At 73.9% G+C, this 22074-nt stretch carries 18 protein-coding genes; 7 read left to right on the top strand and 11 right to left on the bottom strand.

The window, feature by feature from the left end; genetic code table 11:
- Nucleotides 1–270: 270 nt before the first annotated feature.
- Nucleotides 271–1755, top strand: a complete 1485-nt coding sequence (locus AB5J51_RS25600; protein WP_136227215.1) for a bifunctional phosphatase PAP2/diacylglycerol kinase family protein — start codon at nt 271–273, stop codon at nt 1753–1755.
- A 46-nt stretch (nt 1756–1801) separates the two neighbouring features.
- On the top strand, nt 1802–2188 hold the full coding sequence (locus AB5J51_RS25605; protein WP_369778735.1) for a barstar family protein: 387 nt from the start codon (nt 1802–1804) through the stop codon (nt 2186–2188).
- Nucleotides 2189–2469: 281 nt separating this feature from the next.
- On the opposite strand, the gene AB5J51_RS25610 is transcribed toward AB5J51_RS25605, so the two are convergent.
- Complete coding sequence (locus AB5J51_RS25610) at nt 2470–3285, bottom strand: PRC-barrel domain-containing protein (RefSeq protein WP_369778736.1); 816 nt, start codon at nt 3283–3285, stop codon at nt 2470–2472.
- A 559-nt stretch (nt 3286–3844) separates the two neighbouring features.
- Here AB5J51_RS25610 and AB5J51_RS25615 point away from each other — a divergent pair.
- The 4 genes from AB5J51_RS25615 to AB5J51_RS25630 all read left to right on the top strand — a co-directional run bounded on the left by AB5J51_RS25615 (nt 3845) and on the right by AB5J51_RS25630 (nt 7266).
- Nucleotides 3845–4273 (top strand): HAD hydrolase-like protein, encoded by a 429-nt coding sequence (locus AB5J51_RS25615; protein ID WP_369780316.1) that lies wholly within the window; start codon nt 3845–3847, stop codon nt 4271–4273.
- Nucleotides 4274–4383: 110 nt separating this feature from the next.
- Nucleotides 4384–6048: an energy-dependent translational throttle protein EttA gene (gene ettA, locus AB5J51_RS25620; protein WP_053785595.1), complete on the top strand. Its 1665-nt coding sequence runs from the start codon at nt 4384–4386 to the stop codon at nt 6046–6048.
- Between the two features lie 13 nt (nt 6049–6061).
- On the top strand, nt 6062–6550 hold the full coding sequence (locus AB5J51_RS25625) for a thioesterase family protein (protein ID WP_053785596.1): 489 nt from the start codon (nt 6062–6064) through the stop codon (nt 6548–6550).
- Nucleotides 6547–7266 (top strand): hypothetical protein, encoded by a 720-nt coding sequence (locus AB5J51_RS25630; RefSeq protein ID WP_053785597.1) that lies wholly within the window; start codon nt 6547–6549, stop codon nt 7264–7266. The genes AB5J51_RS25625 and AB5J51_RS25630 overlap by 4 nt, the downstream gene beginning before the upstream one ends.
- 63 nt (nt 7267–7329) lie before the next feature.
- Here the strand turns inward: AB5J51_RS25630 and AB5J51_RS25635 are convergent, their stop codons facing one another.
- Nucleotides 7330–7734 carry a globin gene (locus tag AB5J51_RS25635; RefSeq protein ID WP_053785598.1) on the bottom strand — a complete coding sequence of 135 codons (405 nt, stop codon included), beginning with the start codon at nt 7732–7734 and terminating at the stop codon, nt 7330–7332.
- 187 nt (nt 7735–7921) lie between these two features.
- Between AB5J51_RS25635 and AB5J51_RS25640 the strand changes: the two genes are divergently transcribed.
- Nucleotides 7922–8938, top strand: a complete 1017-nt coding sequence (locus tag AB5J51_RS25640) for a methyltransferase domain-containing protein (RefSeq protein WP_369778737.1) — start codon at nt 7922–7924, stop codon at nt 8936–8938.
- 15 nt (nt 8939–8953) lie between these two features.
- Here AB5J51_RS25640 and AB5J51_RS25645 read toward each other — a convergent pair whose 3' ends face one another.
- From AB5J51_RS25645 to AB5J51_RS25685, 9 genes are all read right to left on the bottom strand, one after another.
- The gene (locus tag AB5J51_RS25645) at nt 8954–9973 is read right to left on the bottom strand and encodes an FHA domain-containing protein (RefSeq protein WP_369778738.1); all 1020 of its coding nucleotides are present in this window, start codon (nt 9971–9973) and stop codon (nt 8954–8956) included.
- Between the two features lie 53 nt (nt 9974–10026).
- Nucleotides 10027–11352, bottom strand: a complete 1326-nt coding sequence (locus AB5J51_RS25650) for a VWA domain-containing protein (RefSeq protein WP_369778739.1) — start codon at nt 11350–11352, stop codon at nt 10027–10029.
- 43 nt (nt 11353–11395) lie between these two features.
- A complete protein-coding gene (locus AB5J51_RS25655; RefSeq protein ID WP_369778740.1) occupies nt 11396–12976 on the bottom strand; it encodes a protein phosphatase 2C domain-containing protein in 1581 nt (526 codons plus the stop codon).
- Nucleotides 12977–12979: 3 nt separating this feature from the next.
- Complete coding sequence (locus AB5J51_RS25660; RefSeq protein WP_053785601.1) at nt 12980–15775, bottom strand: serine/threonine-protein kinase; 2796 nt, start codon at nt 15773–15775, stop codon at nt 12980–12982.
- On the bottom strand, nt 15772–17037 hold the full coding sequence (locus AB5J51_RS25665; protein WP_136227224.1) for a hypothetical protein: 1266 nt from the start codon (nt 17035–17037) through the stop codon (nt 15772–15774). Before AB5J51_RS25665 ends, AB5J51_RS25660 begins: the two co-directional genes overlap by 4 nt.
- Before the next feature lie 71 nt (nt 17038–17108).
- A complete protein-coding gene (locus AB5J51_RS25670; protein WP_133898017.1) occupies nt 17109–18152 on the bottom strand; it encodes a glutamate ABC transporter substrate-binding protein in 1044 nt (347 codons plus the stop codon).
- A gap of 5 nt (nt 18153–18157) precedes the next feature.
- On the bottom strand, nt 18158–19510 hold the full coding sequence (locus tag AB5J51_RS25675; RefSeq protein ID WP_053785602.1) for a hypothetical protein: 1353 nt from the start codon (nt 19508–19510) through the stop codon (nt 18158–18160).
- Nucleotides 19511–19732: 222 nt separating this feature from the next.
- Nucleotides 19733–20809, bottom strand: coding sequence for an N-acetylglucosamine kinase (locus tag AB5J51_RS25680; RefSeq protein ID WP_369778741.1), 1077 nt, complete (start codon nt 20807–20809; stop codon nt 19733–19735).
- Nucleotides 20800–22074 carry a 6-phospho-beta-glucosidase gene (locus AB5J51_RS25685; RefSeq protein WP_369778742.1) on the bottom strand — a complete coding sequence of 425 codons (1275 nt, stop codon included), beginning with the start codon at nt 22072–22074 and terminating at the stop codon, nt 20800–20802. The genes AB5J51_RS25680 and AB5J51_RS25685 overlap by 10 nt, the downstream gene beginning before the upstream one ends.

Below are 22074 nucleotides of genomic sequence, written 5' to 3' on the forward strand. Positions count from 1 at the left end.
AGAGGCCCTGGGACGGCGGCGCGGGCCCGGGGGCAGTGGCGTCGGACCATGAGGTCGCGCCCGCGTCCCGGCGGCGGGGTGCCCCAGGTGGCGGCATGTCGCGCCCGAGGTGGGCTCCGGTTGGCATGGCGGCGGGATGCGTGGCGAGGGGGTCCCGGGGAGCGGCATGCCGGCCGCCGGAGGCGGTCCGGCGCGCGCAGGGGGTGCCCGGGGAGGGCCGGTTGGCGCAGGCGCTGGTTGCAGGAGCGGCGGTTCGGGTAAGCGCAGGCAATGGCTGATCAGGAGCTGACCTGGCGGGGCGCCGCCGCGCGGTGGGACCGGATGCTGTTCGACGGGGTGGCCCGCAGACACTGGCCCGCGGGCGACCGGGTGCTGCCGAGACTCGGGCGGGCCGCGAACCACGGGGTGCTGTGGGGCGGGGCCGCCGCGGCGATCGCGGTCCTCGGCTCGACCGGGGCCCGTAAGGCGGCGCTGCGCGGAGCCGCCTCGCTGGCGCTGGCTTCGGCGACCGTCAACACCATCGGCAAATGGTCCGTACGCCGGCCGCGGCCGCTGCTGGAGGGGGTACCCGAGGTGCGGCGGCTGTTGACGCAGCCGACGACGACCTCGTTCCCGTCCGGGCACTCGGCGTCCGCGTTCGCCTTCACCACAGGGCTGGCTCTGGAGGCGCCCGGCTGGGGCGCCCTGCTGGCCCCCCTGGCCGTGTCGGTGGCGTTCTCCCGCGTGTACACGGGGGTCCACTACCCGTCCGACGTGGTCGCGGGGGCAGCGCTGGGCGTGGCCGCGGGCCTGGCCGTACGCCGCATCGCGCGCGGCGTCGAGGAGGCGCGGGTCGTGCCGGGCGACGAGCGGACGGCCGCCGAGGCGCCCGCGCTGCCGGACGGGGCCGGGCTCACGGTGGTGGTCAACACCGGTTCGGGCACGGCCGCCGCCGCGGGCCTCGACATCCTGCGCACCCGGCTGCCCAAGGCCGAGGTGGTCGAGTGCCAGGGCCCTGAGCTGCCCGCGGAACTGGCGGCGGCAGCCGCCCGCGCCACCGTGCTCGGGGTCTGCGGCGGCGACGGCACGATCAACGCGGCCGCCACCGCCGCGCTGCGGGCCGGAGTGCCGCTCGCCGTGTTCCCCGGCGGCACGCTCAACCACTTCGCCCTGGACCTCGGCCTCGCCGGAGCCGAGGACACCTGCCGCGCCGTCGCCGCCGGCCAGGCGGTCCACGCCGCGGTGGGCCGCTTCACCCCGGGCCCCGACCCCGAGGACGGCCGCTCCGGGTACTTCCTGAACACCTTCAGCATCGGCGCCTACCCGGAGCTGCTGCGCCACCGCCTGCGCTGGGGGCCCCGGATCGGCGGCGGCCCGGCCGCCCTCCTGGCCGCCTGGAAGGTGCTGCGTGCGGAGCGCCCCGTACGGCTCCGGCTGGCCGGCCGGCCCCGGAGCGTCTGGCTGCTCTTCGCGGGCAACGGCACTTACCACGGCACCGGCCCGGCCCCCCGCCGCCGCGACGGCCTCGGCGAGGGCCTGCTCGACGTCCGCCTCGTGCACGGCGGCGGCCGCCCCGGCCCGCGCCTGTTCGCCGCCGCGCTCACGGGCCCGCTGAGCCGGTCCCCCGTCCACACGGCCACCCGCCTGCGCAGCCTGCGCGTCGCGGAGATCCCCGCCGGTACCCCGCTGGCGTACGACGGCGAGTACGCGCACGCCCCCGCCGCGCTCGTCCTCGACACCCTCCCGAACGCCCTGACGGTCTACCGCCCCCGGTGAACGGTCCCCGTGCCCTCCCTTGACCGCGCTCACGCCCCTTAGGAGCGTGACGACGATCTACGGGCTCGACGGCCGCCGGGTCGGGGGGCTCGAGGACTTCTGGACGGTGGTCGGCGAAGCCGTCCACGGGACCGGGGGCTATTTCGGGCGGAACCTCGACTCCCTCCACGACTGCCTCCGGGGCGGCTTCGGAACCCCCGACGACGGTGACTTCGCGATCGAGTGGCGCGACCACGAGGCGGCCCGGCGGGCGCTCGGCCACCCCGAGACCGTGCGCTACCTCGAAGGGGTGCTCACGCGCTGTCACCCGACGAACCGCGAGCGCGTCGCAGACGAGCTGGCACGGGCGCGCGCGGGCCGCGGCCCCACGCTGTTTCGACTTCCTGACGGAGATCTTCGAGGGGCAGGTCCGGGCGCCCTCCGCCTCCGCTGACCTGCCCGAAGGCCCTCCGCAGGGCCGCCCCCGCCGGGGTGCCCGGAGCCATACGGGTTTCCCCCAGGGGGGATGGACGTACGGCAAGGTGGGGCGTTACTGGCCATCGGACGACGAAAACCGCCCCCCACCTGCGACGGAACCGCGAGCCGGGGGCCGTCTCATGCCGCCTGGGCCGTCTGTGGGCCGTCGAGCGCCTCACCGGGCCGCTTCGGCACGCTGTTGACCGCCTTCCGGGTCCGCCTCTCGCCGCTCGGTCCGTCCAGTTACGTTCACCGCTCTTAGGGAGCCACGTACATACGGAGCCGTGCTCGCCCTGTACCAGGTTGTTCCGTGCCGGCGCGCCCCTGTTCCTCGGAGTCTGCCGTCGCCTCACTCCGTTCGGAGCTGTCAGATCGGGCAGGCGCTGTTCCGCCGCGGGCGATGCCTGAGGCGGTGGTGTCGTCGTAACCGGACTGGGGCGCGCTGGTGTCGACGTCTTCTTTGCCACTGCGGGCGATGCCTGAGGCGGTGGTGTCGTCGTAACCGGACTGGGGCGCGCTGGTGTCGACGTCCTCTTTGCCGCCGCGGGCGATGCCTGAGGCGGTGGTGTTGTCGTAACCGGACTGGGGCGCGCTGGTGTCGACGTCCTCTTTGCCACTGCGGGCGATGCCCGAGGCGGTCGTGTCGTCGTAGCGGAGCGAGGCCTCTGCAGTGGAGGCGTCCGTGACGGCCCGGGAGTCAGCAGCGCGGGTCCGTCCGCCCTGGCCGGGCTGGCTGGCCTGCTGCCCGCCGTCCTCCCATTTGATGCCGTAGTGCTCGTAGAGGCGGTGTTCCTCGTCGGCTGAGAGGGCGCCCCCGGCGTCGACGTCGGCGTTGGGGGCCTCTTTGACCGTGTCCTTGGCGTAGGGAACCTCGAGGTGCTCCTCGACCATGGTGGCCTCGCGGAGGGGAACGAAAGATTCCCTGGCGCCGAACAGACCCGTCTTGACGCTGACCCATTCGGGCTGGCCGGTGACAGCATCGAGGAAGACATGTTTGGCATCGCCGATCTTGTTTCCATCGGCGTCATGGACCGAGTGGTCCAACACGGTGGCAATCTGTACCTGAGTGATCATCTCGGTGCCTCCTGCCCACGCGGTCAGCGTCTCGCCTAAGCGGGAGGAATCGCGCGGAAGCACGCTTGAAGGACCTTCCTTCCCATATTGGTCGGGTTTCCGGAGTCCCGCTACCGCCCGCGCTTTCCGCCCCACGCAGGCATCCCCGGCCGACGGGGAGCGACGGGAACAGGATCCGTTCCGGGCCGTCCGTGGGCCCTCGAAGGGCCTCCAGCAGCTACCGACGAACGCCCAACGGTGACCAAAGGGTGAGACCCGCCCCAGGGTCCCAGGTCGGGGGCGCTGACCGTACGCGTAAAACCGCCTCCCACCCGCGGCGGAACCGCGAGCAGGGGGCGTCTCATGCCGCTTGGGTCGTCTCTGGGCCGTCAGACGCGGTACCGGGTCCCTTGAGGACCGTGAGGACCTTGCGAGCCGTGCACCGGCACTCGCGGACCGTGCCCGCGCGACCGACGACCCGATGGAGATCCATCGACTCTCGCAGGAGGGCGGCGCGGCCCTGCTAGCCGAAGTGGAGGCAGCGCTGAGCGCGCGTGCGTGAGTACCTCGCGATCAAGGCATCGGAGGAACGGTCGATGCAGTGGTCGGGCGTCCGGTCCTTCGGCCCGACCTCATGAAGCCCGTTCCGTACCCGTTGCTCGCCGTCGCCGGGACTTTGGGCATCGAGCCTGCCGCCCTGGTGCTCATCGGCGACTCGACCACGGACGTCGAGGCGGCCCGGGCCGCAGGCGTCCGAAGCATCGGCTTCGCGAGACAAGCCTCGGAAGCTGGCCACCCCTGCCGATGCCGGCGCGGACGTCGTCGTGGTCGGCATGGATTCCGTTGCGGACGCGCTCGCTTCGGCGGGCGTCGTGCAGCGGCGGGCATAGCCCCCACCTGCACAAAGGCGGACCGTGCGGTCCGAGGCTGGGCCGTCCCTGGGCCGTCAGAGGTGGTCCAAGGACAGCCGCCGACGGCCAACGACGACCAGGATCGTGCGGGGCCCTGACTCTGGACCCCAGGTCAGGGCCCCCGGACCATACGCGTTTCCCCCGAGGTATGGACGCCTGGCAAGATGGGGTGTATCTGCCCACCCATCGATCTGCCGGACGGTTTCTCTTGGCTGAGTTCATCTACACCATGCGCAAGACGCGCAAGGCGCACGGCGACAAGGTGATTCTTGATGACGTCTCCTTGAACTTCCTGCCCGGCGCGAAGATCGGTGTGGTCGGCCCGAACGGTGCCGGTAAGTCCACCGTTCTGAAGATCATGGCTGGCCTGGAGCAGCCGTCCAACGGTGACGCGTTCCTGTCGCCCGGCTTCTCCGTCGGCATCCTCATGCAGGAGCCCAAGCTCGACGAGTCGAAGACGGTCCTGGAGAACGTCCAGGACGGCGCCGCCGACATCATGAAGAAGCTCAAGCGCTTCAACGAGGTCGCCGAGCTCATGGCGACCGACTACACCGACGCCCTCATGGACGAGATGGGCAAGCTCCAGGAGGACCTGGACCACGCCAACGCGTGGGACCTGGACGCCCAGCTCGAGCAGGCCATGGACGCCCTGGGCTGCCCGCCCGGCGACTGGCCGGTCACCACCCTCTCCGGTGGCGAGAAGCGCCGCGTGGCGCTCTGCAAGCTGCTGATCGAGGCCCCGGACCTGCTCCTCCTCGACGAGCCCACCAACCACCTCGACGCCGAGTCGGTGAACTGGCTGGAGCAGCACCTCTCCAAGTACGCGGGTGCCGTCGTCGCCGTCACCCACGACCGCTACTTCCTGAACAACGTCGCCGAGTGGATCCTCGAACTCGACCGCGGCCGCGCGCACCCCTACGAGGGCAACTACTCCACCTACCTGGAGAAGAAGGCCGCCCGCCTCAAGGTCGAGGGCCGCAAGGACGAGAAGCGCCAGAAGCGCCTCAAGGAAGAGCTGGAGTGGGTCCGCTCCAACGCCAAGGGCCGCCAGACCAAGTCCAAGGCCCGTCTCGCCCGCTACGAGGAGATGGCGGCCGAGGCGGACAAGATGCGGAAGCTGGACTTCGAGGAGATCCAGATCCCGCCGGGCCCGCGTCTGGGCTCGATCGTGGTCGAGGTCAACAACCTCTCCAAGGCGTTCGGCGACAAGGTCCTCATCGACGACCTGTCGTTCACGCTGCCGCGCAACGGCATCGTCGGCATCATCGGCCCGAACGGCGCCGGCAAGACCACGCTCTTCAAGATGATCCAGGGCCTGGAGGCGCCGGACTCCGGCTCCGTCAAGGTCGGCGACACCGTCAAGATCAGCTACGTCGACCAGTCCCGCGCCAACATCGACCCCAAGAAGACCCTCTGGGCGGTCGTGTCGGACGAGCTGGACTACATCAACGTCGGCCAGGTCGAGATGCCGTCCCGCGCGTACGTCAGCGCCTTCGGCTTCAAGGGCCCGGACCAGCAGAAGCCGGCCGGCGTCCTGTCCGGTGGTGAGCGCAACCGCCTCAACCTGGCGCTGACCCTCAAGGAGGGCGGCAACCTGCTGCTCCTCGACGAGCCCACCAACGACCTCGACGTCGAGACCCTGTCCTCGCTCGAGAACGCGCTGCTGGAGTTCCCCGGTGCGGCCGTGGTCATCTCCCACGACCGCTGGTTCCTCGACCGAGTCGCCACCCACATCCTGGCGTACGAGGGCGAGTCCAAGTGGTACTGGTTCGAGGGCAACTTCGAGTCGTACGAGAAGAACAAGATCGAGCGCCTCGGCCCGGACGCGGCCCGTCCGCACCGTGCCACCTACAAGAAGCTCACTCGAGGCTGAGGCTGACGAAGCAATGGCCAGACATCTCTACCGGTGCCCTTTGCGCTGGTCGGACATGGATGCCTTCGGGCACGTCAACAACGTCGTCTTCATCCGCTATCTGGAGGAGGCGCGGATCGACTTCATGTTCCGGCTGGCGCCCGGGGAGGGCAGTGACTCCTTCACGGGCGGCTCCGTCGTGGCCCGCCACGAGATCGACTACAAGCTGCCCCTCGTGCACCGTCACGAGCCGGTCCTCATCGAGTCCTGGGTGACCCGGATCGGCGCCGCGTCCCTGACCATCGGCTACGAGGTCAAGGACGAGGCGACCGAGGACGCACCCGAGACGGTGTACGTGCGCGCCGAGACGGTGGTCGTGCCGTACAACCTCGCCGAGGGGCGGCCGCGCCGCATCACGGCCGAAGAGAGGCACTTCCTCGAGAAGTACCTGGACGAGCCGGCCACGCCGGCCGGAAAGTCCAAGGTCAAGGCCAAGGCTGCCGAAGGGCGCCTGGCGGCATGACCGAGCAGCTGCGCTTCGCCGATTCCGGGGAGGCGGCGGACCTCGCCGCCTTCCTGGGCCGGCTGGTGCACTACGACCGCGCCGCCGCGGTCCGCCTGCAGGCGCAGGCGGGCGGCGGCGCGCTCGCCGTCTTCGGACGGCCGGCTTCCTTCGAGGTGCTGGCCATCCGCACGGTGCGGCTCGCCGTGCCCGTCTCCGGGCCGCTGGACGTGACGGTGTCCGCCGGCGAGCTGCTGGAATCCGTCGACGAGGCCACCGCGAGCGCCGCCGCTCCCGGGCCGGTCACCGGCCCGCCGTGGACCGGGGTGCTCCCGCCCCGCGGCGGCTGGCGGCAGCTGTCCGGGCTGCCCGGTCCCGAGGAGATCCGGGCCGCCGTGGCGGCCTCGGTCGCCGAGTTCCGGGCCCGTGACGAGGCCCTGCCCCCGCAGCACCGGACCCGGTCCGAGCGGGACCGCATCGGCCGTGAGATCTGGTCCCGGACGCTGGGTGACACCGAGCTCCCGCTGCGCGCCGTGCATGCCGCGCAGTCCCTGGGCTTCCTGCGGCCGATCCGGTCGGCCGTGGCCAGCGGTGCTCCCGCACCCGGCGCCCCCGAGCCGGTGGCCCTGCTCGCCTCGGGCGGCTGGCTCCGGCTGCGCACCCCGTACGGCTCGATCGCGATGCGCCGCCCCGGCGGCAACGGCGGCCTGGGCGCCCTCCAGGTCAGGCCGGTCTAGCCTCCGGTCGCGCCCTCCGCTCGGGGTTCCGCGTACGGGCGCCCGTACGGGCCCTCCTGCGGATCAGCCCGCGGTGTTGATCATCGATGCGGCGGCGTACGTCAGGTACCGCCACAGCTGCGCCTCGTGCTCCGGCGCCAGGCCCAGCTCGTCCACCGCCACGCGCATGTGCCCCAGCCAGGCGTCGTGTGCCGCGGCGTCCACCTGGAACGGTGCGTGCCGCATCCGCAGGCGCGGGTGGCCGCGGTTCTCGCTGTACGTGTTCGGGCCGCCCCAGTACTGCATCAGGAACAGGGCGAACCGCTCCTCGGCGGGGCCGAGGTCCCCCTCCGGGTACATCGGGCGCAGCAGCGGGTCCTCCGCGACCCCCTGGTAGAAGCGCCGCACCAGGCGGCGGAACGTCTCCTCGCCGCCCACCTGCTCGTAAAACGTCTGCTCCTGAAGCGTGCCCCGCGGAATCTCATTCACCCGACCATCGTCTCAGACGCCCGGACGGAGGACCGAGGACTTAGGACCACAGGCACCCGCGACCACCGGCCCAGGCACCCGCGACCACCGGCACCGGCACCGGCACCCGCGACCACCGGCAGCCGCGACGGCCCGGCTCCCACGGCCACCGCTCGCCTCCCGGGCCCGGCCGCAGGACAGTGGAGCCATGGGTGCACACTCCGCACACTCCGCGCGCTCCGCGCATCCCGCGCCGGCCGCGCCGGCCGAGACCCGGGACCTGCGGGACGCCGCCCACGCCGCGCAGGTGCGGGAGCTGACCGCCGCCGGAGTGCTGCAGGATCCCGCCTGGCGCTCGGCCTTCGCGGCGGTGCCCCGGCACGTCTTCGTCCCGTGGTTCTTCACCGGCCGCGGCGCCGGCCACGAGCGGCTGTGGGGCGAGGACCCGGACCCGGCCCACCGCGCCCGCTGGCTGCGCGGGGTCTACACGGACGGCCCGCTCGCCACCCGGCTGCGCGACGGCGAACTGGTCTCCTCCAGCAGCCAGCCGTCCCTGATGGCGAAGATGCTGCAATCGCTGGACGTCCGCGACGGGGACGACGTGCTGGAGATCGGCGCCGGCACCGGCTACAACGCCGCGCTGCTCTGCCACCGGCTCGGTGACGAGCACGTCACCACGGTGGACCTGGACGAGGAGATCACCGAGTCCGCGCGGGCGCACCTGGCCCTGCTCGGCTACCGGCCGACCGTGGTCACCGGGGACGGGGCGCGCGGCTGCCCCTCCCGGGCCCCGTTCGACCGGATCCTGGTGACCTGCACGCTGCCCCTGATCCCGGAAGCCTGGCTCGGCCAGTGCCGGCCCGGGGCGCGGATCCTGGCCCCGCTGTCGACCGGGCTGATCGCGCTCACGGTCCGGGACGCCGGCTTCGCGGAGGGCCACTTCCTGCACACCCCGGCGTACTTCGTCCCGCTGCGCGGGGCCACGGCCTCGCCGACCGCGCCCGGGCTGCCGTACGGGCTCCCGTACGAGCTGGTGGAGAACGACCGGTTCCAGTTCATGCTCGTACTGACGGCGGGCGCGCTGCACCCGCGCGAGGCCCTGGACCTGTGGCGCGGCGAGGGCAGGCCGGGCCGTGAGCGGTTCGGGGTGACGGTCAGCGCGGAGGGTCAGTGGTCCTGGCTCGACGACCCCCAGGGCCCGTACGTATGGCCCCTGGGGGAGTAGCCCGTCAGCCGGGGATCACCCCCGGCGGATGGTGATGGTGGTCCAGGCGCCCACGTGGACCCGGTCGCCGTCGGTGAGGGGCACCGGGACGTAGGGCTGGATCGGCTCCTCGCCGCCGTTGATGGTCGTGCCGTTGGTGGAGTTCTGGTCCACCACCGCCCAGCTGAGGTCGGGCTGCTGGACGAGCACCGCGTGCTGGTGGGAGACGCCCGGGTCCTCCGGGGGCACCGACAGGTCGATGTCCGGGGACTCGCCCGTCGAGGCGCGGCGGCGGCCGATGGTGATCTGGCCGCCGGAGAGCGGAAGATGCTGCTCCGGTGAGTACGCGGGCAGGTTGAGCCCGGCGGCCTCGGGGCCGCTGCGCTGCATCATCGCCATGAAGTACGAGCGGTCCGGGCCGATCGTCGCGCTCCAGGCCCCGGTGCTCTGCGGCGGGAACGCCTGCGGGGGCTGGGGCTGGTGCTGCTGCTGAGGCTGGTGGGCCTGCTGGTACTCGTGCTGCTGGGGGTACTCCGGCTGCCGGTACTCCTGCTGCGGGGGCTGCTGCCGGTACTGCTGCTGGGGCTGGGCCTGGTGCTGCTCGTGTGCCGGGGGCGGCAGCAGCCAGTCGTCCTCGCGCTGCAGCGGCTCCGCCGGCCGGTTGACCCGGGACGGCCGGGAGCCCTGGTACTCGAAGTGGTCCTGGGAGAACTGCGCCGGGGCAGGGGCCGGCGGCGCGGGCGGCGGAGGCGGCGGGGTCGCCCCGGCGCCGGTCGCGCCGCCGGCACCCGCGTCCGTGCCCAGCGGCGCGTACGAGGTCGCCGAGCGGGTCAGGAAGTTGTACCGGCACTCCTCGCAGAACGGGGCCATGGCCTCGCGCGGGGTCCGGCACTGCGGGCAGAGCTCCGCCTGGGCGGTCGGCTCACCGGCGGTGGGAGGGTAGCCGTAGCCGTAGGAGGGCGCCGCGGGCGCACCCGTGGCGGCAGCCATGCGGTGGCCGCAGACCTCGCACCAGTCGTCGGAGGCGGACTGGTGCCCGTTCGGGCAGGTCGGCATGGCGGCTCTTCCCCCTTCAGCCTGCGTCATCGCGTCAGGTCTTCTCAGGTCTCTCAGGTCTTCTTCACTCGGACGGTCTGGATCGAACGCGTTTCGAGGGTCATCTCGTCGGCATCCGCGACCTTCGCCTTCAGCCGCACAGTACCCGCCGCGGCATCGACGACATCCACCACCTTCGCGAGCAGTTTGGCCGTGTCTGCGTTTCCGGAGGCACTGGCCAGCTGCACGGCACGGCCGAGCTTGGCCGTGGCGCCGTCGACATCGCCCAGTTTGCGCGCTTTCAGGCCCTGTTGGATAGCCTGCGCGAGCTCCGCCTGCCCCGTGTAGTGGGCGACCTGCGGGTTGATGGCGGTGGAGGCGGCCAGATCGTCCGTCCACACCGCCCGGACCAGCCCCTGGGCGAGCGTGGCCGGCGGTTCGCCCGGCGCGCCGGGGAGGAGGAGCGTGGCCCGGGCGGCCAGCATCTCCTGCCCGACGGACGCGGCCGGAACCCGGACGCACACGTGGTACTCGCGGGACTCGTCGCCCCACGACCCGGTCGGGTAGTCGCCGGCGCGCGGTCCCGCGTCGGTGCGGCGGTCGCTGAGGTCCTGGACGGTGGGCGCGACCTGCTTGACGTACTGGATCTCCACGCCGACCGGGGTCCACAGGCGCAGTGCGACGTCCGCGACCTCCTTGCCCATGACGTTCTCCATCATGCGCGTGAAGTCCTCGGTGAGGTGCGCCGGATCGGCCACGATGTCGGCCGAGCCGAGCAGGGCGCTCGCGATGCCGGTGACCTCCTTGACCTCCCAGTCGGTCCCCACCCCGCGGGCGTCGCAGGTGAAGCGGCCCGCGCAGGCGTCGAGAGTGGCGCGGAGCACGGCCGGGTCCTCGTGCTCGTTGCGGCCGTCGGTGAGCAGGATGCCGTGCCGTATGGCGGCCGAGGACTGGCGCAGCAGGCCGTCGGCCAGGCGCAGCCAGGTGCCGATGGCGGTGCCGCCGCCGGAACTCAGCGACCGCAGGGCCTCCTTGGCCTGGGCACGGGTGGCCGGGTCGGCGACGGCGAGGTGGCCCTGGCCGGGGTAGACCTCCTTGGCCACGTGCGTCCCGGCGATGACGGCGAACGCGGTGCCGTCGCGCAGGGTGTCGATGGCTGCGGCGGTGGCCTCGCGGGCGCCGCGCATCTTGTCCGGCGGGTACTCCATGGACCCCGAGCAGTCCACCATGATCACCACGGCGGCCGAGCCGTGGGCGGCCGCCGCCCGGGTGGCGGTGGCGCCGCCGGTGGACGTGACCGTGACGATGGCGTGGACGTCCCGCCCGCCCTCGGGGAGGAACTCGTTCTGGTACACCTCCACGCTGAAGCGCGGGGCGCTCGGCTTGGCGAAGTTCGCCATCGGTTGGACTCCTAGGAGAGGGACGGGGGACGGGGCGCGTGGATCAGCCCTGAGGGCGCACTTCCGCTTCCGCTTGCGGCTGCTGCGGCCTCGACGCGGCTGCCGCCGGCTCTGCTGCTCCCGGCCCGGCCGGCGCGGCGAACGGGACGACGGCGACCGTGACGTTGTCGTGGCCGCCCCCGTCGAGGGCGTGCCCGACCAGGACCTGTGCACTGTGCAGGGGGCGGGCGGCGGCGTCCGCGGGCAGGACCTGGGCCATGTCCTGGGCGGACTCCGCGTAGTTCCACAGCCCGTCGGTGCAGACGACCACGACGCCCGCGTGGTCCGGCTTGAAGGTGGCGGTGTGCGGCTCCAGGTCGTACGCGTCGGCCCCGAGCCAGCCGGTGATGGCGTGGGCGCGGACGTCGGCGTAGGCCTCGGCCTCGCCCATCAGCCCGGCCGCGACCATCTGTGCCGCCCAGGAGTCGTCCTCGGTGAGGCGGCGCGGCAGGGCGTCGCGGTCGTCGGGGACCCAGTACGCGCGGCTGTCGCCGACCCAGCCGATGGTCAGCAGGCCGCCGCTGACGACGGCGCCGACCAGGGTGCACGCGGGGGCGTTCTGCGCGCCGGGGACCTCCGGGGCCAGGGCGTTCACGGCGGAGGCCGCGGCCAGGATGGCGTCGTGCATGGCCTCCTGCGGGTGGGCGCCGCGCGGGAGGGCTTCGAGCAGGGCCTCGTTGGCGGCGCCGGCCGCGGCGGCCGATGCCTCGTCGGGGCGGCTGGCGGAGGAGACGCCGTCGCAGACGATGGCCACGGTGGCGGCCGAGCCGTCGGGCAGGGCGGTGGCCGCGACCGCGAAGGAGTCCTCGTTGCGGTGGTGGCGCAGCCCCCGGTCGCTGACGGCGGCGACGCTGCCGAGCTCTTCCTCGAGGTGGTCCCGCTCCCGGGGCTGCGCGTGCCCGCAGTGCTCGCAGTACCCGTCGGTGTCGACCCGCCCTGCCCGGCAGGCCACGCAGGTCTTCCCGCCGTCGGCGGCCGCGGGACCACTGCCCTGCGGACTGCCGGAGGCGTACGGGTCCTCGTGCCCGGGGCCGGCGGCGCCGTACGCGGCCTCGGCCGCGCCCCAGGGGGTCCCCTCGGCAGGGGTGGGGCTGCTGCCGGGCCGGTCGTGGCGGATCTCGCCCCCGGCCGCCGGATCGGGCACGCCGCCGTGCGCCGGCACGGGCGCCCCGTACGAGGGCCCCTGCGGCGGTACGGGCGCGGCCTCGGCCACGGGCGCGGCGGCCGGCGGGGCGACGGGCTCCGCGACCGGGCGCGCGGCGGCGGCCGGGTCGGGGGCCGGCCGTGCGGCCGCCTCCGCGCCGGGCTCGGCGGCCGGATCCGCCGATGCGGACCAGCCGGCGGAGTCGCCGACCAGCGTGGGCGCCGCACCGGCCGCGACACTGCCCCACCCGGGCGCGGGCTCCGCGAGGGAGTACCCGCCGGCCGGGCCCGCCGGGAGCGGCGGGATCGGCAGGGTCGGGTTGTCCCGGGACACGGGAGGGGGCGCGGCGGACACGGGGGAGCCGCAGACTCCGCAGAAACGGTCACCCTCCTCGAGGGGCTCCGCGCAGTTGGGGCAGCCAGACGGCCGATGCATCGACATCAATCACACCCACGTCCGGGGACGGAAACGGTTTGCCCGCTCCACCAGTTCGATCCTGTCCTCGCCCCGCTGCGCCAGCCGCGCGAGTACGCGGTACGAGCGCTCAAGGCCGAAGCGCAGGCCCCGCTCGTCCAGTTGACTGCCGAGCAGCGAGGTCCGACCGGGGTCGGAACCCCGGCTACCCGACAGTACCCAGTCCAGGGCCGAGCCCAGAACCTCCGTCGACAGCCGCTCGTGGCGCACGGCGTCCAGGCCGAACCGCTCCAGGGCCTCCACCTGCGCGGCAGCGGCCGCCAGATCCGGCAACAGGGCCTCCTCGGGAGACCGGTCGCGCAGGCGTGCCCGTACCGCCGCCACCCGTGCGGCGGTGTAGTGGATCGACGCCTCGGGCACGGACTCCAGCGTGCGCACCGCCCCGGCCCGGTCGCCCGCGGCGAGCTGGACGCGGGCCAGCCCGAAGGCCGCGCTCACGAATCCCGGGTCGGTGATCCAGACCAGCCGGTAGTACTCGGCGGCGTTGTCCAGCTGGCCCAGGACCTCTGCGCACAGGCCCAGCGCCAGCTTCGGTGCGGGCTCGCCCGGGAAGGCGTCGTAGACGGCGTCGAAGGACAGGGCCGCTATCTCGTCCTCGCCGGTGGCCAGCGAGGCGATCCCGCGGGCCCAGACCACCCGCCAGTCGTCCGGATGCCGGGCCTCAAGGCCGGTCAGGGCGCCGCCGGCCGCGGCGAGTTCGCCGAGCTCCAGGCGGGCCCGCAGCTCGCGCAGCCGCAGTTCCGCCGAGTCGGCGGGCGCCGAGTGCAGGGCGCCCAGGAGGTCGCCCGGTGCGGAGGCCAGCAGTCCGGCCAGGAAGCCGGCGTTCGGGTCGCCCGCGTCCACCAGCGGCACCGGCAGGGCGAGCGCCATGCCCCTCGCGTCCAACGGGGCCAGTCCGGCGGGATGTACGGCCGGTACGGGCACCTCCGCAAGTCCGACCGCCACCGGCCCGCCCGCCAGGGGACCCGCCCCCGGCGCGTGCCGGCCGGCCGGCACCGGGGCCTGGCGCGCAGCCGGGACGGCACCCGGGGGCACCGCTGCGGCCGCCGGGCCGCCGACCCGGTGCGTCGCCGTGGTCCCGAGCGGCGCCGCGAGGGCAGCCGCCCCCGGCGTCCCCGCAGGGGCGTGGGCCACCGCACCCGCCGGAGCGGGCGGCAGGGCCGGCGGCCCCGGCCTGCGCCCGAGCCTGCGTCCCGCCGAGGGAGGCGGCAGCGTCCGTGCGCCCAGCCGGGACACCTCGGCCCCGGCCACGTCGGCGAACAGCCGGGTGTCCGGCACCCGGAGCTCCGGCCCGAAGAGCGTGGACACCTGCGGCCGCGGGTGGCCGGTCTGCAGGGCGACGACCTCCCGCAGCACGCCCGTCAGCTGGTCCGCCATCTCCTGCGCGGACGAGAAACGGCGGCCCGGATCCGGGTCGGTCGCCCGGACCAGCAGCCGGTAGAAGGACTCGTACCGCCCGAACACCTCGATGTGCTCCGGGTCCGGCAGCGAATCCACGAACACGTTCGTGTAGCCCTGGAAGTCGAAGGTCAGGACGGCCAGCGTCCGCGCCACCGTGTACAGGTCGGAGGCGACCGACGGGCCGAGCTCCGCCACCTCCGGCGCTTGGTAGCCCACCGTGCCGTAGATGGCCGACTCCTCGTCGTCCATCCGGCGCACCGCGCCCATGTCGATCAGCTTCAGCTGGTCCTGCTGCTGGATCGCGTTGTCGACCTTGAAGTCGCAGTACAGCAGGTTGCGGCTGTGCAGGTGCCCGAGCGCCTCCAGCGCCTCGATGCCGTACGCGCAGGCCTGTTCCACCGGCAGCGGATCGCGGCGCCCGTCCGGCCGCCGCCGCTCGTTCGCTATCTCCTTCAGCGATTTGCCGCCGACGTACTCCATGACGATGTACCCGTCCAGCGAGCCGGTCCGCTGGTCCAGGTGCTCCACGAAGTTGTAGATCCGCACGATGTTGGAGTGCTCGATCTCCGCGAGGAAGCGCCGCTCCGAGATCGCCGCGGCCATCGCGTCCTGGTCCCCGGTGTCCAGCAGGCCCTTGAGCACCACCCACCGGTCCGACACGGCGCGGTCCACCGCCAGGTACACCCAGCCGAGGCCGCCGTGCGCCAGGCAGCCCGCCACCTCGTACTGGCCGTGCACGACCTCTCCCGCGCGCAGCTTGGGCACGAAGGAGTACGGGTGACCGCACTTGGTGCAGAAGCCCTCGGTCCGGCCCGGCCGGTCCCCGCGGGCCCGGCCCACCGGAGCCCCGCAGTCCGAGCGCGAGCAGAACCGCTTGCGCTCCGGCACCTCCGGGTTCTCCAGCACCGCCGCCGAGGGATCCGGACGCGGCACCTCCGGGACGTTGACCAGCCCGGCGCCCAGCCGGCTGCGTCCCGAGGGCCCGGTCGCCGAACCCGAACTGCGCACCGACACCGAGCGGGTGGACGCGGCGCCCGACAGGGAGCGAGAGAGCCGGCCCGACACCGAGCGGCGGGAGGACGACGAACGCGAGGACCGCGAGGAGCGCGCCGAGGCCGATGTCGACCCCGACCGGCCCGACCGGGCCGAACCGTGCGACCCCTGGGAACCCTGCGAGCCCCGGGAGTCGCCGCGGCGGGCCGCACTCGTCATCCCGGTCGGCGGCGAGACCAGCTCCTCCGCGCCCGCGGCGACGGCGCCGACCGGCGCCAGACCGCAGGTGTCGCAGTACAGCCCGCCGTCGCCCATGTCCTCGTACGACCCCGGGCAGCCGGGGCGAACGCACGCGGTTCCGACCAGACTCATGCGTCCTCCTCCCCCGGCCCCTCGGGCCGGTACTGCGGCTGCGGCGGTGCCAGTGACTCGGCCGTCGCCTGTTGGTAGCGCAGCACGGCCTGCTCGGCGGCCCGCAGATCGCAGGGCGCGCTCCACAGCATCCGCCGCGCCGTGTCGTACCGCTCGATCAGCAGCGGATCCTCCGCCATCCCGTGCCGGGCCACCTTCGCCTTGTACGCGTCCAACCGCCCGCGCAGTTCGGCCCGTACCGCCAGGGGAGCCGTCACTGCCGTCAACGATTCGCGGGCCCGGCGCAGTTCCTCCTCGGCCCGCTCCTCCAGCGATTCCAGCAGCGGCGAGAGCCGGTGCCACTGGGCCTGGCGCCGGTACTCGGCCGCCGCCGCCAGCTGCTCCTGCAGCGCCGTCGGCGGCCCGCTGACCACGGGAACCTCCGACGCCGCGATCTTCGCCAGCACCTCGCCGCGCGCGGTCCGCGCCTCCGCCAGCGTCCGGTCGGCCCGCGAGAGCACGTCCCGCAGGCTGATCAGCCGCTGCTCGGCGTCCTGCCGTACGGCCAGGACCGCCTCGATCTCCCGGCGTACGTCCTCCAGCGCGACCGCGGCCCGGTCGTAACGGGTGGTGTCCGGACGGCCGCCGCCGGGCGCGGAGCTCCCCGCTGCCGGCAGCCAGAACGCCAGCGGATCCGCGATCACCTGCGCCCGCAGCCCGGTCAGCTCGGCGGTGATGGCCTCCAGGTCGTCGCCCGAGGGGTGCTCACCCGGGCGGACCCCCACGGAGTGGGCCAGCGAGCGGGTGCGGTGCAGTTCGGCCGCGAGCAGGTCGATGCGGGCGGGCAGCGCCGACCACACCGAGTCGGCGGCCACCACCACGTCCAGCGAGCTCGCGTACAGCTCGTTCATCCGGGCCACCAGCTCGGCCAGCGAGAGCCGCTCCGCCAGCGCCACGCCCTCCGCCGCGGCCCCGGCGATCAGCACCCCGGGCCCGCGCAGCCGCTCGGTCAGCTCGATCAGCTCCTCGCGGCCCGGCCAGCGGCGCCGCTCGCGGATCTCCCGGGCAGCGCCCAGCGCCCCGCTGTAGGCGTCGAAGTACGTCCACAGCCGGGTGATGGCGGCGTCGGCCTCGGCCCACCGCTCCTTGGTGACGCCGGTCAGCCCGGCCCCTTCCAGCAGCCGGCGCCCGGCGTGGTCCTGGAGGGCGAGCAGCGAGGTCTCGACGGCCTCGTGCTCCGCGCCGAGCCGGGCCAGGGCGCGGTCGACGTCGTCCCGGTCCATCACTGCCGACTGCGCTTCCAAAGACCCCGCCTCCGCTTTCCTGACATAGGGCTCCGACTCTGCCACCCGCCTCAGCCGTCCCGGTACTTCGGCGCGGGCGGTCCGGCCACTCCGGGCAGGACGGGCTTGAGGTGCGTCACGTAGGCCTGCATCCAGGGGCTGTTGTCACCGCCGGCGCGGTAGTCCTCCAGCACCTTGTTGACCCGGCGCACCAGGTCGGAGGCGTCCTTGTTCATGGCGACCCCGTAGAACTCCTTGGTGAACGGGGAGCCGACGAGGCGCACCGACGGGTCCTGCGCGGCCTGGCCGGCCGCGAGCGCGTTGTCCGTGATGATGCCGTCCACCTCGCCCAGCTGGAGCCGGACCAGGCAGTCGAGCTGGTTGGGCACGCTGACCGGGACCGAGCCGTACGGCTGGGCCTTGAGCGCCGCCTCGGCCGTGGAGCCGGCCGCGGTGCAGACCCGGCGGCCCTTCAGCGAGGCGTCGTACCCGGTGATCGGCGAGCCTTTGGGCGCGAGGACCTGCTGCCCGGCCTCGAAGTACGCCGTCGAGAACGCGACGTCCTCCAGCCGCTTGCAGTTGATCGTCATGGTCCGCACGACGACGTCGACGCGGCCGTCCTGGAGGGCGGGGACGCGCTGGCTGGTGGGGATGGCCCGGTAGATGACCGCGTTCTCGTCGCCCAGGATGTCCTTCGCGATCGCCTTGACCAGGGCGATGTCGAACCCGTCGAGGCGGCCGTCGACCGGGTTGCGGTAGCCCCACTTGAAGCTGTTCTGGTCCACGCCCGCGACGAGTTTGCCCGCCTTGCGGATCCGTTCGATGGCCGGCCCGTCCACGCCGGACGGGCGCAGGCTGGCCTCCGGGTCCTGGCAGGTGTCGGTGAGCGACCAGGGCGCCGGGGCGGCCGCCATCGAGGCGGGCTCGCGGACCAGGGCCGGGTGGCCGGTGTCCGGGGCGGCATGGGCCAGCGGCAGCAGGACGGCCGCGGCCGTCACCGCGCAGGCGGCGGCCATGGCGCTGACCCCGCCCCAGCCGCGCAGCCGCCCCGCCGGGCGGCGCCGGCCGGCTCCGCCGTCGTGGCCCTCGTCGTGGGACTTCACGCGTATCCGCATCGCTGTCACCTGTACTCCGAAAGCCGGCGCCCGATGCCGAGCAGCGCCGCCGCGGCGCCGACGACCGCGAGGGCCGCCGAACCCGTCACCAAACCGCCCAGCGCGCCGAGCCCGCCCCGGGCCGCCCGGGTGAACTCCTTCTGCTCATGGGCCACTGCCTGCTCCAGGGACTCGTCCACCGTGTCGAACGAGGCCCCGCTGCTGTCCTTGTGGTCCTTGTCCCCGATGACCTGGGGCAAAGCATCCTGGTAGTCCCCGCGCAAGTCGGTCTCCCGGGCCGCCGCGTGCCGCTGCTTCCACTGCTTGACGCCTTCCGCGGCGCGACCGACCGGGTCCCGCCCGCTGCTGTCGTCGGCCAGTTTCAGCGCCGTCGCCAGCCCGGTGTCCAGCTCCTTCATCTCGGTCGTGAAGTCCACGTCGTACTTGTCGGACTTGTTGTCCGCGGCCAGTACGGCGCCCCGCGCGATCAGCGTCAGGTTCTCACTGGCGCGCGCCTGGAGCGAGGCGATCCGCGCATCGTTCAGCACCTTCAGCGACTCCTGCCCGTCCGATCTGGCCTCCGCCAGCTCCGACCGGGCGACCGTGTGCCCCACGGCCAGCCACATCAGCACCACCAGCGAGGCGGCCGTCGCCGCCACGAGACCGTGGTTGAAGACCCGGTTCGTCCGCCGGTAGTTGCGGCGCTGTGCCCACGCCAGCGCGCCGAGCGCGAGCAGGCCCGTGGCGAGCGAGGCCAGCGGCAGCGAGCGGGCGTCGTCGTAGTCCGTGTAGAGCCGGTCCGTCTCCGCCTCGTACAGCCGCTGCGCGGCGGGCAGCAGCTGCGTGCTCATCTGCTCGTTGGCGTACCGCAGATAGGCGCCGCCCAGCGGCAGGCCCTGCTTGTTCGTGGCCCGCGCCTGCTCGATCAGGCCCGTGTAGCGGGGCAGCTGCTCGCTCAGCAGCGCGATCTGCTTGCGGGAGTCCTCGTCCGCCCTGGTGTTGGCGGCCGCGCTCACCAGCAGCTTCGAGGCGTTGGAGATGTCCTTCTCGTACCGCCGGCGGACCTCCCGCGGCTCGTCGCCGCCGGCCAGGAAGCCGCTGGAGGAGGCCGTGTCGGCGTCCGCGAGCGAGCGGTAGATGCTCGCCGCGTCCGCGCTCAGCGGCTGGCTGCGGCCCACCACGTCCTCGGCGGCGCCGACCCGGCCGGAGATCTCCAGGACGGTCACCGCGCCGAACAGCAGTACCAGCGCGGCCAGGACCGCTCCGATGATCCGCAGCCGGCCGGGCTCGGTCGTCGCGGCCGCGCGCAGCCGCTCCACGCCCTCGGCCCAGGCCGTACCGGGCCGGGGAGGTGCCTGCGGCGGACCCGCGGGCGGCACGGCGGCACCGCCCCCGGGCGCGGGCGCGCGTGATGTGATGGCCACCGTGACCTCCCCCTTGGTCCTCTGCTCCGCAGCAGTATGGCCGTAGTGACGGTCAACCACAGCACCCGGTGCCGGATCCTGGTGATCCACCCCCTGTGCGCGCCGACCCCACCCCTTCACCGTGAATACGACTCCACGGCCGCCACGGTTCCAGAACCGGGGCCTTCCGGGGCGGGTTCACCCGAAATGGGCACGGAGCTTTCCGTGGGCCTCGGGCAGGGCCCCGAGCGCGTCCAGCCCCAGCAGACCGGCGCCCAGCACCGGCGGGGCCGCGACCACCGAGACCCGGGCCCGCGGGGCCCGCCGCGCCAGCCCGGCCGCGATCAGCTCGTCCAACTGCTGATGACCGGCCGTCAGCACCCCGCCGCCGAGCAGCACCGGAGCCTCCTCGTCCAGCAGGTCCAGCCGGGCCAGCGCCACCGACGCCAGCGCCACCACCTCGTCCGCCTGCCGCTCCACGATCGCCGAGGCCACCGGATCGCCCGCCGAGGCCACCGCGAACAGCACCGGCACCAGCTCGTGGGTCCGCCGCTGCGCCAGGGCGCCCAGGTGCAGCGCCTCGATCAGCTCGGCCATCGAAGCGAGCCCGAAGTGCCCCGGCAGCGCCGCCGCCAGCTCCGTCGGCCCGCCGCGGCCGTCCTCCGCCCGCGCCGCCCACCACAGGGCCTCCGCGGCCAGACCGACCCCGCCGCCCCAGTCCCCGGAGATCTGCCCGAGGGCCGGGAAGCGGGCCGTGCGCCCGTCGGGCAGCATCCCCACGCAGTTGATGCCGGCCCCGCACACCACCGCGACCCCGAGCGGCGGCCCGCCCGCGGAGAGCCCGGCCCGCAGGATCGCGAAGGTGTCGTTGAACACCCGGGTCGCCGCCCCCCAGCCGCGCGCCCCGATCGCGTCCGCGAGCTGCTGCTCCTCCACCGGGAGATCGGCATTGGCCAGACAGGCCGAGACCTGGTCGGCGCACGGCGTGCCGGGCCCCGGCAGGGGCAGCGCCGCCGCCTCGGCGGCCGCCGCGACCGCCTGCGCCAGTACGTCCACCGCCGCCTCGACGCCGGTGCGCTGCGGCTGGAAGCCGCCGGAGCGCCCGGTGCCGAGGACCGTGCCGTCCGCGGCGATCAGTGCCGCGTCCGTCTTGCTGTTGCCCGCGTCGACGGCCAGGACGGCGACGGACCGTGCGGACCGCGCGGACCGTGCGGGACGGGCGGGACGGGCGGGACGGGCGGGACCCGTGGGGTGGGCGGGAGGGTTCACGCCCATGCCAGGTGCTCCTTGTTGTGCGCGAGGAGCCGGTCGGTCAGCCCCTCGGCGAGGTCGAACTGGCCGACCAGCGGGTGGGCCAGCAGGGCCTTGAACACCCGTTCGCGGCCGCCTCGCACGGCCGCGTCCAGCGCCAGGTCCTCGTACGCCGTGACGTGCGCGACCAGTCCGGCGTACAGCGGGTCGAGCCGCGCCGTGGCCAGCGGCACCGGGCCGGACCGGTCCACCCGGGCCTGCACCTCGATCACCGCGTCGTCCGGGAGGAACGGCAGCGTCCCGTCGTTGCGCGTGTTGACCACCTGCAGTGCCGCCGGGCCCGGGCCGCCGTCGCCCAGCAGCGCCGCCGCCAGGTCCACGGCCGCCTCCGAGTAGAAGGCCCCGCCCCGCCGGGCCAGCAGTTCCGGCTTCTCGTCCAGCGCCGGATCGGCGTACAGGGCGAGCAGCTCCTTCTCCATCGCGGCCACCTCGGCGGCCCGCGAGGGCTTCGTGCCCAGCTCGCGCACCACCGCGTCGTGCGCGTAGAAGTACCGCAGGTAGTACGAGGGCACGACGCCGAGGCGGTCCAGTACCGCGCGCGGCAGTCGCAGGTCCGCGGCGACGGCCTCCCCGTGCTCGGCGAGCAGCCGCGGCAGCAGGTCCTCGCCGTCCGGACCGCCCTTGCGCACGCCCAGTTCCCAGGTGAGGTGGTTGAGCCCGACGTGGTCCAGGTGGATGTCGGCAGGGGCCACGTCCAGCAGCGCCGCGAACTTCCGCTGGAAGCCGATGGCGACGTTGCACAGCCCGACCGCCTTGTGCCCGGCCTGCAGCAGGGCGCGCGTGACGATCCCGACCGGGTTCGTGAAGTCGATGATCCAGGCGTCCGGGTTGGCCCGCCGGACCCGCTCGGCGATGTCCAGAACCACCGGGACCGTCCGCAGCGCCTTGGCGAGCCCGCCCGCGCCCGTGGTCTCCTGCCCGACGCAGCCGCACTCCAGCGGCCACGTCTCGTCCTGCAGCCGGGCCGCCTGCCCGCCGATGCGCAGCTGGAGCAGCACCGCGTCGGCGCCCTCGACGCCCGCGCCGAGATCGGCGGTGGTGGTGACCCGCCCCGGGTGCCCCTGCCTGGCGAAGATCCGCCGGGCCAGCGCGCCGATCAGCTCCAGCCGCTCGGTGGCGGGGTCGATCAGCACCAGTTCGCCGATCGGCAGGGTGTCGCGCAGCCGTGCGAAGCCGTCGATCAGCTCGGGGGTGTAGGTGGAACCGCCGCCCACCACTGCGAGTTTCAT

Source organism: Streptomyces sp. R33, from assembly GCF_041200175.1.
Classification (GTDB): Bacteria; Actinomycetota; Actinomycetes; order Streptomycetales; family Streptomycetaceae; genus Streptomyces; species Streptomyces katrae_B.

Excerpts from the sequence above, each read along its gene's own strand:
- AB5J51_RS25670 (WP_133898017.1), bottom strand. The coding sequence starts at position 18,152 with ATGCGGATACGCGTGAAGTCCCACGACGAGGGCCACGACGGCGGAGCC.
- AB5J51_RS25685 (WP_369778742.1), bottom strand. The coding sequence starts at position 22,074 with ATGAAACTCGCAGTGGTGGGCGGCGGTTCCACCTACACCCCCGAGCTG.
- AB5J51_RS25650 (WP_369778739.1), bottom strand. The coding sequence starts at position 11,352 with ATGGCGAACTTCGCCAAGCCGAGCGCCCCGCGCTTCAGCGTGGAGGTG.
- AB5J51_RS25680 (WP_369778741.1), bottom strand. The coding sequence starts at position 20,809 with ATGGGCGTGAACCCTCCCGCCCACCCCACGGGTCCCGCCCGTCCCGCC.
- AB5J51_RS25660 (WP_053785601.1), bottom strand. The coding sequence starts at position 15,775 with ATGAGTCTGGTCGGAACCGCGTGCGTTCGCCCCGGCTGCCCGGGGTCG.
- AB5J51_RS25610 (WP_369778736.1), bottom strand. The coding sequence starts at position 3,285 with ATGATCACTCAGGTACAGATTGCCACCGTGTTGGACCACTCGGTCCAT.
- AB5J51_RS25630 (WP_053785597.1), top strand. The coding sequence starts at position 6,547 with ATGACCGAGCAGCTGCGCTTCGCCGATTCCGGGGAGGCGGCGGACCTC.
- AB5J51_RS25625 (WP_053785596.1), top strand. The coding sequence starts at position 6,062 with ATGGCCAGACATCTCTACCGGTGCCCTTTGCGCTGGTCGGACATGGAT.
- AB5J51_RS25640 (WP_369778737.1), top strand. The coding sequence starts at position 7,922 with ATGGGTGCACACTCCGCACACTCCGCGCGCTCCGCGCATCCCGCGCCG.
- AB5J51_RS25665 (WP_136227224.1), bottom strand. The coding sequence starts at position 17,037 with ATGGACCGGGACGACGTCGACCGCGCCCTGGCCCGGCTCGGCGCGGAG.
- AB5J51_RS25600 (WP_136227215.1), top strand. The coding sequence starts at position 271 with ATGGCTGATCAGGAGCTGACCTGGCGGGGCGCCGCCGCGCGGTGGGAC.
- AB5J51_RS25655 (WP_369778740.1), bottom strand. The coding sequence starts at position 12,976 with ATGTCGATGCATCGGCCGTCTGGCTGCCCCAACTGCGCGGAGCCCCTC.
- AB5J51_RS25645 (WP_369778738.1), bottom strand. The coding sequence starts at position 9,973 with ATGCCGACCTGCCCGAACGGGCACCAGTCCGCCTCCGACGACTGGTGC.